Raw genomic sequence first — 16,659 nt, 5'->3', positions numbered from 1 at the left:
CATGAGCAGATTATAAAATCACGACTTCTTCGATAATGACATGCCCGACATACTCATTTACCCTTCCAAGGATTTGTCGACGCATTAATGCCAGTTCGTTTTTAATGACAGCTGACTCTACACGCACAAATAACTTTTTGTCACGTACATAAAGTTGCTGGGTACGATTGGCAATTGCTTTTCCAATCAATTGAGGCCATACCGAAGCGATGGAGGTCTCGTCAAATTTTCGACGCAGCTTGTAAGCTTCGAGCAGACGCTCTACCCCCTGCTTAATGGTCATATCATCGCTCGACCGAATAAATTCTAGGCTCTTTTTCGTTGGTTGCTTCTTATACATTCACTTGTCCTCCTTCGATACCAAATATACGAACAGGGCGATTGATTTCGTCAAAGATTCGTTGAATTCTTTTTGAGTCCGTATCCGTTAGAAAGATTTGCCCAAAATCATCATCAGAAACCATCTGCATTAATTTATGCGTGCGACGATCGTCCAGTTTGTCAAAAATATCATCTAGGAGAAGTAAGGGTTTAAATCCTTTTTTCTGTTGTAAATAGGAATATTGGGCAAGTTTCAAAGCAATGAGAAATGATTTTTGTTGGCCTTGAGAACCAAACTTTTTCAGTGGCATTCCACCATGAATGGTAAATATTAAATCATCCTTATGAATTCCCTGGCTAGTGCGTTCCAGCATACGATCACGCTCAAGGTTCTTTTCTAGAATATTCAAGAAAGAATCTAACATTAGTGGTGATTCATAGTGTAGCTGTACAGATTCGGCATCCTCGGTCAGAAATTGATAATGTCGATCAAATTCGGGCTGGAACTCCGCCATAAATGATCTCCTCTTCTCAAAGATAATATTGCCAACTTCCTCCAGTTGAAAGTTAAGAATTTCAATTACACCCAAATCTAAGACATTGGTCTGGCGGGCCTGCTTCAACAGGGTATTTCGTTGAGTCAGAAACTTGTTATAGACAATTAAGGTATCAAGGTATTTATTGTCCGTTTGCGAAATCACATTATCCACAAATTTCCGGCGTTCTTCGCTACCATCTGTAACGATAACACTATCATTTGGCGATATCATCACCAAAGGGAAAAGGCCAATATGGTCAGCCAATCGAGGATAATCTTTTTTATTCTTTTTAAACTGCTTTTTTTGGTTCTTTTTTAAACTGCAGGAAATAACATCACTATTGGAGTCTTTATCAAATTCTCCCTGCACCATAAACCAATCATGACCAGACTTGATATGTTGTGAATCAATGGGGTTAAAATAGCTTTTACAAAGCGACAAGTAGTGGATCGCATCCAATAAATTGGTTTTCCCTACACCATTATTTCCTGTAAAAGCGTTTACTTCAGGTAGGAATTCCAAAAAAGATTCCGAGTAATTCTTAAAATTTAGAACAGAAAGTTGCTTCAGCCACATAGCACAAAGATACGCTATTTGGACGGCTAAAAATTATTTTATTTCCTCAAAATCGACAAACTCACCCGCAGTTTCTGTTCCCTTACGCTCGGGAGTTTCCTTTGGTGGAATATAGTCAACCTTGATTTTACCTTCAGGTTGTGATCTTTTACGTTCTTGCTGCCCTTGACCGGTAAATTCGTAATAAAAAGTACCTCCCTGTCCTTGGCTACTATATGCTCCGCCCTGTTCCTGCGCTTTTTTCATTAGCTTTTCAGCTGCTTTACGCATTGCGAACGGTAAAAATAATTTGAATAAGAATCTTACTACAAAGTAAACAGCGAATGTAATAAGTATAAATTTTAAAAATGCCATAGTTAATTCGTTGCTATTTCCTCAAATTTAACCAATAACTCGATAAACTGTTGTCTTTAAATTGTCAGATAAGAAATATTAACAAATTTTAAGACTTTCCCAATTTCCCTTTTGTCTCCATGATCGCGCGGTACAACTCTTCTTGTCTTTGAGTGCCCAGCACATAAGTTAATCCATCTTTATCCGTTAGATATACCGCGTTTTTTCCGCCTGCAAAAAACTTAATCTTTCCTTTTGTATGTAGGTTATAAACAGGATTGTTAAAAAAGAATGTACTATAAGGAGCCTTTTCAACCTTGGAAATGGAACCTAAATCTATTTTCACAACACGTGTAGACCAAAGACCGCTGATCAGAACGTGATCCTGAAATACCTCAATACGAAACAGAACCATATACATCATGATAATAGATGTAATAATAATCCCAACTCCGACGATAAAAAACAATTGACTTGAGATCAAGTGATCAAGGTTTAGATAAAATGCAGTAAAGCAAAATAGAACAAGTACCAAACGCACACTTATCCAAACGCGGTCACGTCCTAAATATTGATTTTCCGAATAGAGTACACCTTCTTTCATTTCTTTTTTAGTATTGAGATAGTAGACTTGCGCCTTAATCGCTTTTACAGACTAAAGTAAGGACTTTTTTTGTATTGGCGGTAATCTTATACCGATTATCCATACGATAATTGGCTAACCACAATATATCGCCATTTCCATTGACCACAATGGGAATATTTTCCTTTTCGAATAAACTGATCTTTTTATTGATGAAAAAATCACTTAACTTTTTTCTACCTTCCATACCTAATGGATAAAAGCTGTCCCCGATCTTCCAAGAGCGAATCGTTAATGGAAAAACAAGAAGATCGTAATCGAGCCTTGCGATCTCTTTGTTGTTTGTGATAACAAGCTCAGTAGATGCTCCTACATGGAAACAATACTGCTTCCATTCCACAGTTGATGTTTCTGAAGTGATAATCGCTTCATCGGCAGATATAAATTCCTTTTCTTTGATAAAAAGTTCATTTCTATCCAAAAGCATATGATAACAATCCGATTGAAAAATGCGACCAGATTCCCTGTTCCAAGCCTGCTGTAGATCACTTAACACTGCTTTTGAAAAATTAAAACCGGAGAATAATTCGTATAGCAAGGGTAAATTATTCAGATATTCCTCCAGATCTTCCTTACGTACAACCCAACCATCTCCGGTAGTCTGAAAAAGCTTGTTCCGGATTGGATCAACAAACTGTTGTAGCAAGTGATAAGATTCCTTAAAGTGTGTAATATTCTGTTCAAAAATTTGTTCAAAATCAGGTTGTAGCTTTTTGAAATGAGGTATAATATCTATTCTGATCCTATTGCGTGCATACTTTGTTGAAAAGTTAGATTGGTCATCCCGATAGGCAATCGCATATTCCCGGACGTAATATTCAATTTCACTGGCTTTGAGAAATAAAAGCGGCCGAATAATACGATCGCGTATAGGCAGGATACCCTGAAGCCCCTGCAAACCAGTTCCACGTGAAAGATTAAGCAAGACCGTTTCGATATGATCATTGAGGTGCTGGGCCACAGCAATTCGGTCAAATTGAAGTTCCGCCCGGAGCTGCTCAAACCAAGTATAACGGAGTTCACGTGCTGCCATCTGAATGGAAATTTGATTTTCCTTGGCATAAGTCAGCGTATCAAACTGATTGACAAATATTGGAATACCATTATCTGTCGCAAACTTTCGTACCAAAGCCTCATCCAGTTCAGAATCCTCGCCACGCAGTTGGAAATTACAGTGTGCAATAGCGATCTGAAACCCCGCTTTCGCAAATAAATGTGCCATCAACATCGAATCTTTCCCACCACTTACAGTAAGCAATATTTTATCATGAGGCATCATTAAATGCTCCTTTTCAATATATCCCTTTAATCTTTCCAGCACATTCATATAACAAAGTTACGGTATATTTTGGCTGAATGATAAATTCGCATCTTAAAATTTGTGAAATCCAATAAAGTAGCAATTAAAATCCATATTTTTGCCTTTGTGAGACAATACATTTTTACCCTGATTGTATTAATTTTAACTGGCTTGACGGTCCAAGCGCAGAAACAGGACGAATTAAAGTTACTTTCTTCGTCGCATATTATTACCGGAAAGAATGGTAACGTGGTTTTTTACCGTCCAGTTTATGAGCATGTTGGTTCGACACTATCGTCTGACAGTGGGTATTTACATAATGATAAATTGGGCAGACAATTCTTCGAAGCCTATGGAAATGTGATCATCACCCAACCCGATGGTACACAGATATTTTCCAACAAACTACATTATGAAGCAGCGATGCAGTTGGCCACATTGACTGGAGCAGTTCGCATGGTCAGTACTAGTGGATCAATATTGACCACCGATCACCTGGTGTATAACATGCGCAGTAAAATTGGAAATTACTACAGTGGCGGACGTATTCTCTCTGGAAGTGACACGATTACCAGCCAACGGGCTACCTATTTCGAAAATACCGGCGAATCTTATTTTAACCAAAAAGTAGTTGTCCGCTCAACCAACGTAAAGGTCTACACCGACTCCATGAAATACAATGCCAACACCCGTATAACAGACTTCTACGGTCCTACAAATATGAAGGGAAACAAGGGTGAAAACCTATATACCGAGAAAGGCCGTTATCATATGGCGACTGGTCAAGCCTACTTTTCAAAAAAGAATCTATATACGGAAGGTACTAAATTCCTCAAAGGGGACAGTCTTTTTTATGATAGACAAGTTGGCATCGGTAAAGCAGTGAAAAATGTTGTCTTTGTAGACACGCTTGATAAATTCTATGCTTATGGTGGATATGGGCTTTATAATGCAAGAAATGAATCCATCACCATGACAGACAAACCTCTGGTGGTCTCTGTCGTGAAGAAAGATTCCACAAAAAAAGATACTGCCTCCTCATTCTCACCTGTGCAGAAAAAATCTGAAAAGGAACTAAAAAAAGAAGCAAAAGAATTAAAGAAAGCGGAGAAAGAGGAACAGAAAGACAGCGAAAAAAACAGCAAAACAGAGGTTGCTACTGATAATAAACAGAAAAAAAACATAGCGGAAAATAAAAATATCCTCAGCAAGGATGAAAAATTGAAGGAAAATTCCGAAACGGATTCTGTGTTTATGACTGCTGACACCTTATTCTCACAGATGATCTTCCGACGTGACTATATTGCACGAGATTTTAAATTAAACCGTGAAGGAGGAGCCATCGAAGAAGACAATGAGGTTGATTATGGCGATAAAGACTCCATTTCTTCAGAAGTTGATTCAACCGATACCCTACAACAAGCCGTAGATAGTCTTCAAAAAGGCATAGATAGTCTGCATAAAAATGAAATCAAGAAACCGATCGTTGGCAAAGAGGCAAAAAAAATAACCGATTCAGTTACGATCAATAGGCAAAATACTCCGAAAAAACAACCGATAATCGTTGGCGATCAAAATCGCATGGAAATCGAGAAAAACCTGAAAGCGGATAGCGTATTACGTAAAAAAGCGATTATCCCGAAAGGTGGGGAGTCGGATAAGATTATGGGGACTGCATTGAAAAATGCACAAGAAGGGCAGCGAGAATCCCAGCCTCAGGATACGGCTAAAACCAGGATTCTAAAAGCCTACTATAATGCACGATTATTTAAATCCGATTTACAGGCTGTTGCCGATTCAATGTATTACGGCATGCAGGATTCGATGTTTAGGTTGATGGGAAAACCGATGATGTGGGCAGAGAATTCGCAGATATCAGGCGATACCATATTCTTACAAGTGAAAAACCAGAAACTTGATAACTCCTTGTTGGTTGGAAATGCATTTATGGTTAATGCCACAAGCGACTCATTAAAGTTCAATCAGATTAAGGGACGAAAAATCACCAGTTTCTTTACCAATAACCGCATGGAACGCCTCTTTGTGGATGGAAATGCTGAAAATATTTTCTATAATATAGATGAGAAAACAAATATAGCGACGGAACTCGTTCATGACCGGAGTAGCCGTTTTAAAATTCTGATGGAAGACAATAAGCTCAAAGAATACGTTTCCATTAGAAAAGTCGATGGAAAGGTCTATCCTATTGCAGAAGTTACGGCAGACAAAGAATTTTTGCCCAACTTTATATGGCGCCCTGAAGACCGTCCTAAATCAAAAGCGGACTTATTAAATAGAAAACGTGACCTTTCAAAGTCATCTTTCACCGCTCCGGCTGAGAAGGAGACCGAAGAAAATGGAAAAATGAAATCCAAACCTAAAAATGAAAAACAGGCGCAGGAAAAGAAAGCAGAAGTCACAAAAAACGAAGTGAAAGCCGTTTCGAATAAAACAGAAGGAACAACGAAATCCGAAGCTACAACAGCCAAAGGTCTTACAAAAGATCACATCACGCCATCTGCTGACAAAAAAACTATTAAACAGGATTCAACGACTATAAAAATCTCGACGCCATCGTCAAAAGATAGTACCCAAACGTCCAAAAAGAAATAAAATAGCTACAAACAGGATAAAACCTTCATGTGCTTATAAGCACCAACAGCCATGAAAATCACGTGAAGGCTCTTTCCGACCATTAGAAAACAGACATTTTCAGAAAAACAAGCGGGGCAAAATGGATTTTTGCCCCGCTTGTTTCTATTGCCAACAAAAAGTTTATTGATTAAAATACATCTCAATATTATCTTGTTTTTAAATAATCAGCCAGTTTGCCAACGGCAATCGCCCGATGGCTGATTGCATTTTTTTCATCTGCACTCATCTCCGCGAAAGTTTTGTCATGACCATCGGGAATAAAGATAGGATCGTAACCAAATCCATCTATCCCCCTACGTTCTTTAATGATCTGCCCTTCAATACTTCCCTCAAAAAAATGTTGCTGTTCGTTTAGGTATAACGAAATGACTGTTTTAAATCGCGCGGTTCGGTTAGAATTGTCTCCCATTCTTTCCAAAACAAGATCAATATTTTTTTCCATATCCCTCGAACCTGAGTAACGCGCCGAATAAACTCCTGGTTCGCCATTTAGCGCATCTATTTCCAGCCCCGAATCATCACCAAAACAATAAAGTCCATATTTGTTTACCAAATAGTCCGTTTTTTGCTTTGCATTTTCTTCAAAGGTCACCCCTGTTTCTGGTATATCATCCTGACAATCGATATCGTTCAAACTTTTAATAACAAAAGCATCCCCCACTATTGCCTGGACTTCTTCCAATTTATGGGCATTATTCGTTGCGAATACAAGTTCTAGCATCTTCTTAAAATTTTATGTGTTGTTTTTTATTAGCTATTAGAGTAGTCTCTTAAATCCCAAATGTAAACAGGGGGTCCTAAGAATTTAGGAAACAATAAACGTTTTAAATTCGTTCCAGAACAGCTTCTTTTTATTGATATCGGCAAACATTTCTTCAAAGCTGAAAGTGTTAAACACGGTTGCTATACGCCCCTTCATATAAGAATTATGTTCGATTGGCGGAAGATTCAGCGATGCTGGCTCCACGCCTAATAAAATAATCTTTGTTGGTTGGAAAAACTGCATAATCCGCTTAAAATCGTTTGGATTATGCGCATTTGCTAAATTAACCACAGCAACAGTTTCCTTCTTCAATTTTAAGGCTCCAATTGTTTTTTCAAATGCGTCAAGCGCGGCGGGAGAAAAATAAGGATATTCTTCATAGCGCAAGATAAAGAGTATACCCTGATCTTTACTGCCCTGATAGATAAATTCTCCACCCAATACTTCCATCTCATTATTATTTTCTTCACGACCACTATAACCTGATCTTATGGTTCCATCTGCAACCGATTGAGTAAGATGATCGGCAGAAGGGATTCCAACAGCGATATATTCTGTATCCTTTGCTTTAGATACAGCTTCCTGGGTTAACTGAAAATCAAAGCCATTGGCAAAAATGGTTTCATTCATCAGGGTTTGGAGCGCCACCGGATTATCTGTTGTTAAATTGCTCATCGTTTGAAAAGAAAATAATAGAAGGTAAAGATAAACAAGAAAAGAGTAAAAGAAAAAGGAGTAAAGAATAAAGAACTTGCCCAAGCAAAATTCTTTGTTCCCTACCCCTTTTTTATCTATCGAAAAGATTAATGTCCTAAGATATAAGAGAAAATCAAAGGTGCTACGATTGTGGCATCAGATTCTACGATAAATTTAGGCGTATCGACATCCAATTTACCCCAAGTGATTTTTTCATTTGGAACTGCTCCAGAATAAGAACCATAAGAAGTCGTCGAATCAGAAATTTGACAGAAATAAGCCCAGAAAGGTACTTCTTCCCATTCTAAATCCTGATACATCATCGGAACTACACAGATCGGAAAATCACCGGAAATACCACCAGCAATCTGGAAGAAACCGACACCCTTACCAGCAGAATTGTTACGGTACCATTCAGTCAGATAAATCATATACTCAATACCTGATTTAACGGTACTCGCCTTCAATTTACCTTTGATCACATTTGACGCGAAGATATTACCTGTAGTTGAATCTTCCCACCCTGGGCAAACGATAGGTAAGTTTTTCTCAGCAGCAGCTACAATCCATGAATCTTTTGGATCAATTTCATAGTATTGCTCCAACACACCGGAATTAACAACTTGATACAAGAATTCGTGTGGTAAGTAACGCTCACCTTTCGCTTCTGCGGCATGCCATACATCTTCAAGATGTTTCTGCAGCCGGCGGAAAGCTTCTTCTTCCGGGATACAAGTATCTGTTACACGGTTGTAGTGGTTATCCAATAATTCTCTTTCCTGTTCCGCTGTCAAATCTCTATAGTTCGGAATTCTTTTGTAATGTGAGTGCGCAACGAGGTTCATCACATCCTCTTCCAAATTAGCCCCAGTACAAGAAATGAAGTGCACTTTATCTTGACGGATCATTTCTGCCAAAGAAACACCCAATTCAGCAGTAGACATTGCACCTCCAAGGGAGATCAACATTTTTCCACCATCCAAAAGATGCTCCTCGTAACCTTTTGCAGCATCTACTAATGCTGCAGCGTTAAAGTGACGGTAATTATGCTCAATAAATTGAGAAATAGGTCCTTTTTGAGTACTCATGATATTTTCTAACTTTTATAAAAAAATAAGTTCCGCAAAGGTACTGAATATTATCTATTTTAATTTCTATGTCCTGTCAAAACAGCTATTAACGCCTTTTTTTTTAACAAATGTAAAAAAATAGACAATTTCTACTTCTTGAGCAGTGTTGAAAAGAAGAAATATGCAGCCACTAAGAAAACGACAATAACAATAAGGACGGCAATCTCTTGGCCACCTATTCCCCAGTTCATGCTATTCATACACGGTCTATAGTTAAATTACCCATTTCTCGCAGCGATCCAAAAATGCTTGATCGATATCACCCCCGATACCAGGCGCGTCTGATAGATGGATTTTGTATCCCTCATATTGGATCCCTCCGATAACCGGATCCTCTAGGTGGCCAACCATACAGGTATCTAAATCAAAAAATTTGACATTGGGAGCTGCATAGGCAAAATGCACTTTGGCGGCCAGGGACAAGCGTGATTCAAGCATCCCTCCTATCATACAGTTGATCCCATACTCCGCGGCGACCTGACTGATTTTCAAGGCTTCCTGAATCCCTCCTGACTTCGAAAATTTGATATTGATATAGTCGCAGGCATCCGCCTTGCAGAGCCGCTCAGCATCATGGTGAGAATACACCGACTCATCCGCCATAATGGGAACAATCGTTTCGGTTCGCAGCTGAGGTAATAACTCGTCGTTCCATGTACGCATGGGTTGTTCACAAAACTGAATTTTAAAGGGTTCTAGGCCCTGCAGAGCAAGTATGGCCTCTTCATAGGACCAACCTTGGTTGGCATCGATACGGATCGGCATCTCAAATCCAACAGCTTTACGTATTTCACGGATGCGGGCCACATCTGATTTTGGATCTTTGCCCAATTTTACCTTTAACACCACTGCTCCCCCATCCTGTAGAGCTTTAGCTTTCAAGGCCATCTCTTCAGGAGAGGCTATCCCAAGTGTCATATCGGTTGTTATCTCTCTTTTTGTTCCATTTAAAAACTGATAGAGTGGCATACCGGCATGTTTAGCTGCTAAATCATGTAATGCGATATCAAAAGCGGATTTAATGGTTCTATTACCGGCGATGTACAAATCTAGTTCGGCCAAACGTTCGGAAATAACCAATGGATCTTTTCCTTTCCAGATTTTGGCAAAATCACGTGCCAAAACTAGACAGGTGTCCTGTGTTTCACCCACGATCATGGGGAATGCAGAACATTCACCTACTCCGTAAAGCCCCATATCCGTGTGTATGCGGATAAATGTGTTTTGCGCATAATCCATGGTTCCGGTCGCGATAACAAATGGCTCCATCGGAATACTTAATCTGTAGATCTCTATTTCAGTTATTTTCATATTTTCTGTCTATAAAATAAGGCCTATTGATACGGCACAAGCAATGTGCAATACTTTGCCTAATTTATACATATTCTTGCAATCACACGCTACTTTTTCCATTTCCAGTAAAAATTATCGCCAAATGATGCATTATTAGGGAAAGAAAAATTCGATTAACCCACAAAAACATTAAATACAATATCCATAATAAAAACAATAAAATGAAACAATAAAATCAAAACAAATACATTTTTATTAGAATATTTATAATATTATCCATTTTTATTCCTATATTAGCAATGTATAATATTTGAAAAGGAAAGATGATTCAACAAAGACCGAAAACGGAGGGCCTTTACGACCCTAATTTTGAGCATGACGCCTGTGGAGTAGGCTTTGTCGCCCATATCAAAGGGAATAAATCTCACGCACAAGTAAAAGACGCGCTGACCATGTTGGAAAACATGGAGCATCGTGGCGCCTGTGGCTGTGACCCTGAAAGCGGTGACGGAGCCGGTATCATGATTCAGCTGCCACACGAATTTTTATGGGAAGAATGTATCAGCTTAGGGATACAGTTAGAGGAACCAGGATATTATGGAACAGGAATGGTTTTTCTACCTAAAGAAGAAACCATGAACAAAATATGTCGGGACTTGATTGAAGAAGCGACAGCAGAAAGGGGTATGAAATTCCTTGGCTATCGTCCAGTACCAGTCAATCGTGAAGGTATTGGACCAACAGCCCTCAGTGCCGAACCTGAAATCGTTCAGTTTTTTGTTAGCAGACCGGACGGAGTTTCAAACACTGAAGAATTTGAACGCAAACTTTTTGTTCTACGTCGCCTGATCATTCAAAAAGTTAAACAACAACAAGAATACCCTCTCCCGCTTTACTTTGCATCGCTTTCTTGCAAAACTATCATTTACAAAGGTCAATTAACAACATACCAGGTCGGCACCTATTACCTGGATTTACGCGATCCACGTGTGGTATCTGCATTTGGATTGGTACACTCTCGCTTCTCGACCAATACTTTTCCTTCTTGGTCGTTAGCGCAACCATTCCGTATGCTGGCACACAACGGTGAGATCAACACCTTGACGGGTAACCTCAATTGGTTTTATGCAGGCATGCGCTCCCTTTCATCTCCATATTTCACCGAGGATGAAATGGAAATCCTGCTTCCTGTTGTTGATCGGGGTCAGTCAGACTCCGCCTGTCTAGACAATGTTGCCGAGCTGCTTTTACACAGTGGTCGTAGCCTGACGCACGTTATGTTGATGTTGGTGCCGGAAGCTTGGGACGACAATGCACAAATGGATCCGCTGAAACGCGCGTTCTATGAATATCATGCCACGTTGATGGAACCCTGGGATGGTCCTGCAGCCTTATGTTTTACAGATGGTAAACATATCGGAGCAACATTAGACCGTAACGGTTTACGTCCTTTACGTTATGCTGTAACCTCGGATGATCGTGTTGTGGTTGCTTCAGAAGCTGGCGCGCTCCCGATCGAGGAATCAACCATTATTAAAAAAGGCCGCCAACAGGCAGGTAAGATATTTCTTGTCGATATGGAACAAGGCCGTATCCTGACCGACGAGGAGGTAAAAGACCAATTGATCAATCAGCAACCCTATAGCGAGTGGTTGGACAATTATAAAATCAAGTTGGAAGAACTGGAAGAACCCCGTGTTACCTATACCTATCTTTCCAAAGAATCCGTTTTCAAATATCAAAAAACATTTGGTTTCTCAAGAGAAGACCTTGAAACAATTCTGACTCCGATGGCATTGACCGGATATGAACCAACTGGTTCAATGGGCTCGGATGTTCCTTTGGCTATTCTCTCCGATCAACCACAGCATATCTCAAGTTACTTTAAACAATTCTTTGCGCAGGTAACCAACCCACCGATCGATCCAATCCGTGAACGTTTGGTGATGAGTCTGGCAACTTTTATCGGTAATGCCGGAAATATCCTAATTGAAGACAAAAAGTTCTGTCACTGTGTGACTTTGCCACATCCGATTCTTACCTCCAAAGAACTCGAAAAATTGCGTTCTATTGATACCGGATTATTCCAGGCAAAAACCATTCAGTCATATTTCCGTTCCGACGGGAAACCTGGCTCACTGGAAGCAGGTTTAGAGCGTCTATGCCGATATGCCGATGATGCAGTACGTGATGGTTTCCAGGTATTGATCCTTTCTGACCGTGCTATAGATTCCAAACACGCGGCTATCCCTTCGCTACTTGCGGTATCAGCAGTCCATCACCACTTGATCAAAACCGGCAACCGTGGCGCTGTAGGTTTAGTCGTCGAAGCTGGTGATGCCTGGGAAGTACACCACTTTGCCTGCCTATTGGCTTTTGGCGCTACTGCGATCAACCCATATATGGCACTGGCAAGTATTCGGACCATGAAGGAACAAAACACCTTGGATACTGAACTAACCTGGCCTGAGCTTTCTAAAAACTACGTGAAAGCGGTCAACAACGGTTTGTTGAAAATATTCTCCAAAATGGGGATTTCGACATTGCAGTCCTATCATGGCGCACAGATCTTTGAGGTACTGGGTATCGATAAATCTGTTGTTGACAAATTCTTCTGCGGTGCAGTATCCCGTATCGGTGGTATGACATTGGATGATTTGGCAAAAGAAGCTTTATCTAAACACTGGCGTGGATTTGAAAAAAGCCGTACACCACAGAACCTATTGCCAGAAGGTGGTATCTATCAATGGAAACGCCGTGGCGAAGGTCACTTGTGGAATCCTGATACCATTCACTTATTGCAGCAAGCATGCCGTACCGGAGATTATGCTACATATAAAAAGTATGCGAGCAAGATAAACGAACAGAAAGAGCATATGTTTACCCTTCGTGGGCTGTTGGATTTTGCTAAGCACCGCAATTCGATCCCATTGGAGCAAGTTGAGCCTGCAAGTGAAATCTTAAAACGTTTTGCAACTGGCGCGATGTCTTTTGGCTCTATCTCTCACGAAGCACATAGTACCCTTGCGATTGCGATGAACCGCATCGGTGCAAAATCGAATACCGGTGAAGGGGGGGAAGATGAATTGCGCTATCAACCGTTGCCGAATGGTGATTCCATGCGTTCGGCTATCAAACAAGTCGCTTCCGCACGTTTTGGTGTAACTTCCAATTACTTAACACAAGCAGACGAGTTACAGATCAAAATGGCACAAGGAGCTAAACCGGGCGAAGGTGGTCAATTACCGGGTCCTAAAGTAGATGCCTGGATTGCAAAAACCAGACACTCTACACCTGGCGTGGGGCTGATTTCTCCGCCACCACACCACGATATTTATTCCATCGAAGATTTGGCACAATTGATCTTTGACCTAAAGAATGCGAACCGCCAAGCAAGGATTAACGTGAAGCTCGTATCTAAAGCCGGTGTAGGAACAATAGCCGCTGGTGTAGCCAAAGCACATGCCGACGTCATCCTGATCGCTGGTTTCGACGGCGGAACAGGAGCTTCACCAATCAGTTCAATCAAACACGCGGGACTACCCTGGGAATTAGGGCTTGCAGAAGCACATCAGACCCTTGTAAAAAATAAACTACGTAGCCGTGTTGTCCTGCAAGCTGATGGACAGGTAAAAACAGGTCGGGACATTGTCATTGCTACACTATTAGGTGCTGAAGAATGGGGTGTATCCACAGCGGCATTGGTTGCCGGAGGCTGTATTATGATGCGCAAATGTCATTTGAATACTTGTCCTGTCGGGGTAGCTACACAAGATCCTGAATTGCGTAAGCTATTCTCCGGAAAACCCGAAGATATCGTCAACTTATTTACTTTCTTAGCAGAAGAAGTGCGCGAAACAATGGCTTACCTAGGATTCCGCACCATCAACGAAATGGTAGGCCGAGCACAATTCCTCAAAAAACGGGAGAATATCGACCATTGGAAAGCAAAGAAAATCGACTTTACGGACATCCTCCATGTGGAACGCAATGAACCGGGACAATCATTATACAATACTGAGGAACAAGATCACGGCATGGCCATGATTTTGGACTGGGGATTGTTAAAACAATCGAAATTAGCTTTGGAAAGCAAAACTCCGGTATTCGGAACTTTCAAGGTAAAAAATACCGATCGTACCATAGGCACAATGTTGTCCAATGAGATCTCTAAATTATACGGATCTGAAGGATTACCTGATAACACCATTAATTTCAAATTTGAGGGTTCTGCAGGACAGAGTTTCGGTGCATTTTCAACCAAAGGTCTTTCCTTTGAACTACAAGGTGAAGCCAATGACTATGTTGGTAAGGGCCTATCAGGGGCACAACTGGCAATCTATCCAGTCCCAGAGAGTGTCCTAGTACCGGAAGACAATATTATTATAGGTAATGTGGCTTTATTCGGGGCAACTTCAGGACACCTATTCGTCAATGGACAGGCGGGGGAACGCTTTGCCGTTCGTAATTCAGGTGCTACTGCTGTCGTCGAGGGTGTAGGTGATCATGGTTGTGAGTATATGACTGGTGGCCGTGCGCTTATTCTTGGAGCTACAGGACGCAACTTTGCAGCCGGGATGAGCGGTGGTATCGCTTGGATCTACGATATAAACGCAGATTTCCGCGAAAACTGCAATCTGGAGATGGTCGATTTGGATCCATTAGAAAGTGAAGATGAAACTGCAATTATCGCATTGTTGAAACGCCATGTACTATTGACCAATAGCCGTAGAGCAGATTTCATCTTACAGAATTGGGCCCGGGAAAAAAATAAATTCATAAAGGTATTCCCTAGAGAATACAAAAATGTTATTCGTCAAAAATTAGTTGAAGCATAAAATAGGAAGCACAGATCATGGGAAAAATTACAGGTTTTAAAGAATTTGAGCGCGTGCTTCCAACAAAAGAAGCTGTTGAAGGCCGTGTACAGCACTTCAAAGAATTTAATAAAGGATATTCTGAGAGTGAACTGAATAAACAGGCTGCGCGTTGTATGGATTGTGGTATTCCGTTTTGTCATTCAGGCTGTCCATTGGGCAATGTTATTCCTGAATTCAATGATGCGGTATACGACGGAAAATGGGAAGAGGCCTACCAAATCCTGACCTCCACCAATAACTTTCCAGAATTTACAGGAAGAATATGTCCGGCACCCTGCGAATCTGCTTGCGTGCTAGGCATCCATAGCACACCGATCACAATCGAAGAAATTGAAAAGCATATCATTGAGATTGCATTCAAAAAAGGCTATGTTAAAGCCCATAAAAGCTATTTAAAAACAGGCAAACGTGTTGCTATAGTAGGTTCTGGCCCAGCCGGACTTGCCGCTGCAGCGCAATTGAATAAAGCCGGTCACGATGTCACAGTTTTCGAACGTGACGATCAGGTCGGGGGCTTGCTCCGTTACGGTATTCCAGATTTCAAACTGGAGAAATCTGTTATAGACCGTCGGATCAATTTAATGAAAGATTCGGGGATTGAGTTCAGGGTGGATACAGAAGTAGGTAAAGACATTAGTTTTTACGAATTAAAGGCCTATGATGCTGTCGTTTTGGCGACGGGTTCGACGGTGCCTTGGCATATGCAATTACCGGGGCACGAAGCCAAAGGGATACACTTCGCTATGGACTTTTTGAAGCAGCAGAACAAAGAAGTAAGTGGTATCAGTATTGACGAGGAACGTATTTTAGCGACAGATAAACATGTTGTGGTTATTGGTGACGGCGATACAGGTTCGGACTGTATCGGAACCTCCAACCGTCATCGGGCCAAGAGCATCACCCAAATCGCCCGTAAACCAATTCCATCGAAAGAGCGTTTAAAAAATAATCCTTGGCCGATGGACAAAGTAACTTTTGGAACTTCCTCTTCGCAAGAAGAAGGCTGTGAACGCCTTTGGGCAACGGAAACGCAAGAGTTCATTCACGACGAAAATGGCCACGTCAAAGCCGTAAAAGTTAAAGAGGTTCAGTACGAAGTTGACGAATTTGGACGCCGTACAAGATTGGGCGAATCCGAAGTTCGGGAAATCCCGGCCGATCTTGTTTTACTGGCTATTGGATACAAACATACAGAGCAAAGATTATTGGAGCAACTCGGTGTGCGCGTGGACGAAAAAGGAAATATTCTGGCTAACGATAAAGATTACCAAACCTCCGTAGAGAATATCTTCACGGCAGGCGATTGCCGTAAGGGACAATCGTTGGTGGTCTGGGCTATTTCCGAGGGTCGGGAGTGTGCGAGAAAAGTTGACGAGTATCTTATGGGATATTCGGAGCTCGAAAGCAAGGATTTCCTCGCTGCACAAAATGCCTAGTGATTGCTGATCCATATACCTTTCAGCATAAAAAGAAAGTCGGCCATTAGGCTCATGTTCTATGCTTTAGAGTATTTGATAACAAAAACGCCTG

Annotated in this window: 12 protein-coding genes; 3 read left to right on the top strand and 9 right to left on the bottom strand. The window is 41.0% G+C overall.

All coding sequences use genetic code 11. From position 1 onward, the window contains the following. Nucleotides 1-10: 10 nt before the first annotated feature. The 5 genes from ABDW32_RS14250 to tilS all read right to left on the bottom strand — a co-directional run bounded on the left by ABDW32_RS14250 (nt 11) and on the right by tilS (nt 3,739). Nucleotides 11-340, bottom strand: coding sequence for a DUF721 domain-containing protein (locus ABDW32_RS14250; RefSeq protein WP_077437878.1), 330 nt, complete (start codon nt 338-340; stop codon nt 11-13). Then, nucleotides 333-1,436 (bottom strand): DNA replication and repair protein RecF, encoded by a 1,104-nt coding sequence (gene recF, locus ABDW32_RS14245; protein WP_343563492.1) that lies wholly within the window; start codon nt 1,434-1,436, stop codon nt 333-335. The genes ABDW32_RS14250 and recF overlap by 8 nt, the downstream gene beginning before the upstream one ends. A 33-nt stretch (nt 1,437-1,469) precedes the next feature. Continuing rightward, on the bottom strand, nt 1,470-1,790 hold the full coding sequence (locus tag ABDW32_RS14240; protein ID WP_343563490.1) for a DUF4834 family protein: 321 nt from the start codon (nt 1,788-1,790) through the stop codon (nt 1,470-1,472). 88 nt (nt 1,791-1,878) lie between these two features. Next, nucleotides 1,879-2,373 carry a hypothetical protein gene (locus ABDW32_RS14235; protein WP_343563489.1) on the bottom strand — a complete coding sequence of 165 codons (495 nt, stop codon included), beginning with the start codon at nt 2,371-2,373 and terminating at the stop codon, nt 1,879-1,881. Between the two features lie 34 nt (nt 2,374-2,407). Further along, nucleotides 2,408-3,739 carry a tRNA lysidine(34) synthetase TilS gene (gene tilS, locus ABDW32_RS14230; RefSeq protein ID WP_343563487.1) on the bottom strand — a complete coding sequence of 444 codons (1,332 nt, stop codon included), beginning with the start codon at nt 3,737-3,739 and terminating at the stop codon, nt 2,408-2,410. Nucleotides 3,740-3,838: 99 nt separating this feature from the next. On the opposite strand from tilS, the gene ABDW32_RS14225 reads away from it, so the two are divergent. Then, nucleotides 3,839-6,325, top strand: a complete 2,487-nt coding sequence (locus ABDW32_RS14225; protein ID WP_343563485.1) for an OstA-like protein — start codon at nt 3,839-3,841, stop codon at nt 6,323-6,325. A 187-nt stretch (nt 6,326-6,512) separates the two neighbouring features. Here the strand turns inward: ABDW32_RS14225 and ABDW32_RS14220 are convergent, their stop codons facing one another. From ABDW32_RS14220 to ABDW32_RS14205, 4 genes are all read right to left on the bottom strand, one after another. After that, nucleotides 6,513-7,088 (bottom strand): non-canonical purine NTP diphosphatase, encoded by a 576-nt coding sequence (locus ABDW32_RS14220; RefSeq protein ID WP_343563483.1) that lies wholly within the window; start codon nt 7,086-7,088, stop codon nt 6,513-6,515. An 84-nt stretch (nt 7,089-7,172) separates the two neighbouring features. Next, the gene (locus ABDW32_RS14215; RefSeq protein ID WP_343563481.1) at nt 7,173-7,805 is read right to left on the bottom strand and encodes a hypothetical protein; all 633 of its coding nucleotides are present in this window, start codon (nt 7,803-7,805) and stop codon (nt 7,173-7,175) included. A gap of 128 nt (nt 7,806-7,933) precedes the next feature. Continuing rightward, on the bottom strand, nt 7,934-8,914 hold the full coding sequence (locus ABDW32_RS14210) for a deoxyhypusine synthase family protein (RefSeq protein ID WP_343563479.1): 981 nt from the start codon (nt 8,912-8,914) through the stop codon (nt 7,934-7,936). Nucleotides 8,915-9,169: 255 nt separating this feature from the next. Continuing rightward, nucleotides 9,170-10,267, bottom strand: a complete 1,098-nt coding sequence (locus tag ABDW32_RS14205) for a dipeptide epimerase (RefSeq protein ID WP_343563477.1) — start codon at nt 10,265-10,267, stop codon at nt 9,170-9,172. 305 nt (nt 10,268-10,572) lie between these two features. Here ABDW32_RS14205 and gltB point away from each other — a divergent pair, with 305 nt between their 5' ends. Next, a complete protein-coding gene (gene gltB, locus ABDW32_RS14200; protein ID WP_343563475.1) occupies nt 10,573-15,087 on the top strand; it encodes a glutamate synthase large subunit in 4,515 nt (1,504 codons plus the stop codon). Nucleotides 15,088-15,104: 17 nt separating this feature from the next. Further along, the gene (locus tag ABDW32_RS14195; RefSeq protein WP_343563473.1) at nt 15,105-16,565 is read left to right on the top strand and encodes a glutamate synthase subunit beta; all 1,461 of its coding nucleotides are present in this window, start codon (nt 15,105-15,107) and stop codon (nt 16,563-16,565) included. Nucleotides 16,566-16,659: the final 94 nt, after the last annotated feature.

The sequence above is a fragment of the Sphingobacterium sp. genome, from assembly GCF_039596235.1.
Taxonomy (GTDB): Bacteria; Bacteroidota; Bacteroidia; order Sphingobacteriales; family Sphingobacteriaceae; genus Sphingobacterium.
This window is presented reverse-complemented; position numbering and strand designations above follow the sequence as displayed.

Coding starts and splice junctions, on each gene's coding strand:
- ABDW32_RS14205 (WP_343563477.1), bottom strand. CDS start 10,267: ATGAAAATAACTGAAATAGAGATCTACAGATTAAGTATTCCGATGGAG.
- ABDW32_RS14220 (WP_343563483.1), bottom strand. CDS start 7,088: ATGCTAGAACTTGTATTCGCAACGAATAATGCCCATAAATTGGAAGAA.
- recF (WP_343563492.1), bottom strand. CDS start 1,436: ATGTGGCTGAAGCAACTTTCTGTTCTAAATTTTAAGAATTACTCGGAA.
- ABDW32_RS14240 (WP_343563490.1), bottom strand. CDS start 1,790: ATGGCATTTTTAAAATTTATACTTATTACATTCGCTGTTTACTTTGTA.
- ABDW32_RS14195 (WP_343563473.1), top strand. CDS start 15,105: ATGGGAAAAATTACAGGTTTTAAAGAATTTGAGCGCGTGCTTCCAACA.
- ABDW32_RS14235 (WP_343563489.1), bottom strand. CDS start 2,373: ATGAAAGAAGGTGTACTCTATTCGGAAAATCAATATTTAGGACGTGAC.
- tilS (WP_343563487.1), bottom strand. CDS start 3,739: ATGAATGTGCTGGAAAGATTAAAGGGATATATTGAAAAGGAGCATTTA.
- gltB (WP_343563475.1), top strand. CDS start 10,573: ATGATTCAACAAAGACCGAAAACGGAGGGCCTTTACGACCCTAATTTT.
- ABDW32_RS14215 (WP_343563481.1), bottom strand. CDS start 7,805: ATGAGCAATTTAACAACAGATAATCCGGTGGCGCTCCAAACCCTGATG.
- ABDW32_RS14210 (WP_343563479.1), bottom strand. CDS start 8,914: ATGAGTACTCAAAAAGGACCTATTTCTCAATTTATTGAGCATAATTAC.
- ABDW32_RS14250 (WP_077437878.1), bottom strand. CDS start 340: ATGTATAAGAAGCAACCAACGAAAAAGAGCCTAGAATTTATTCGGTCG.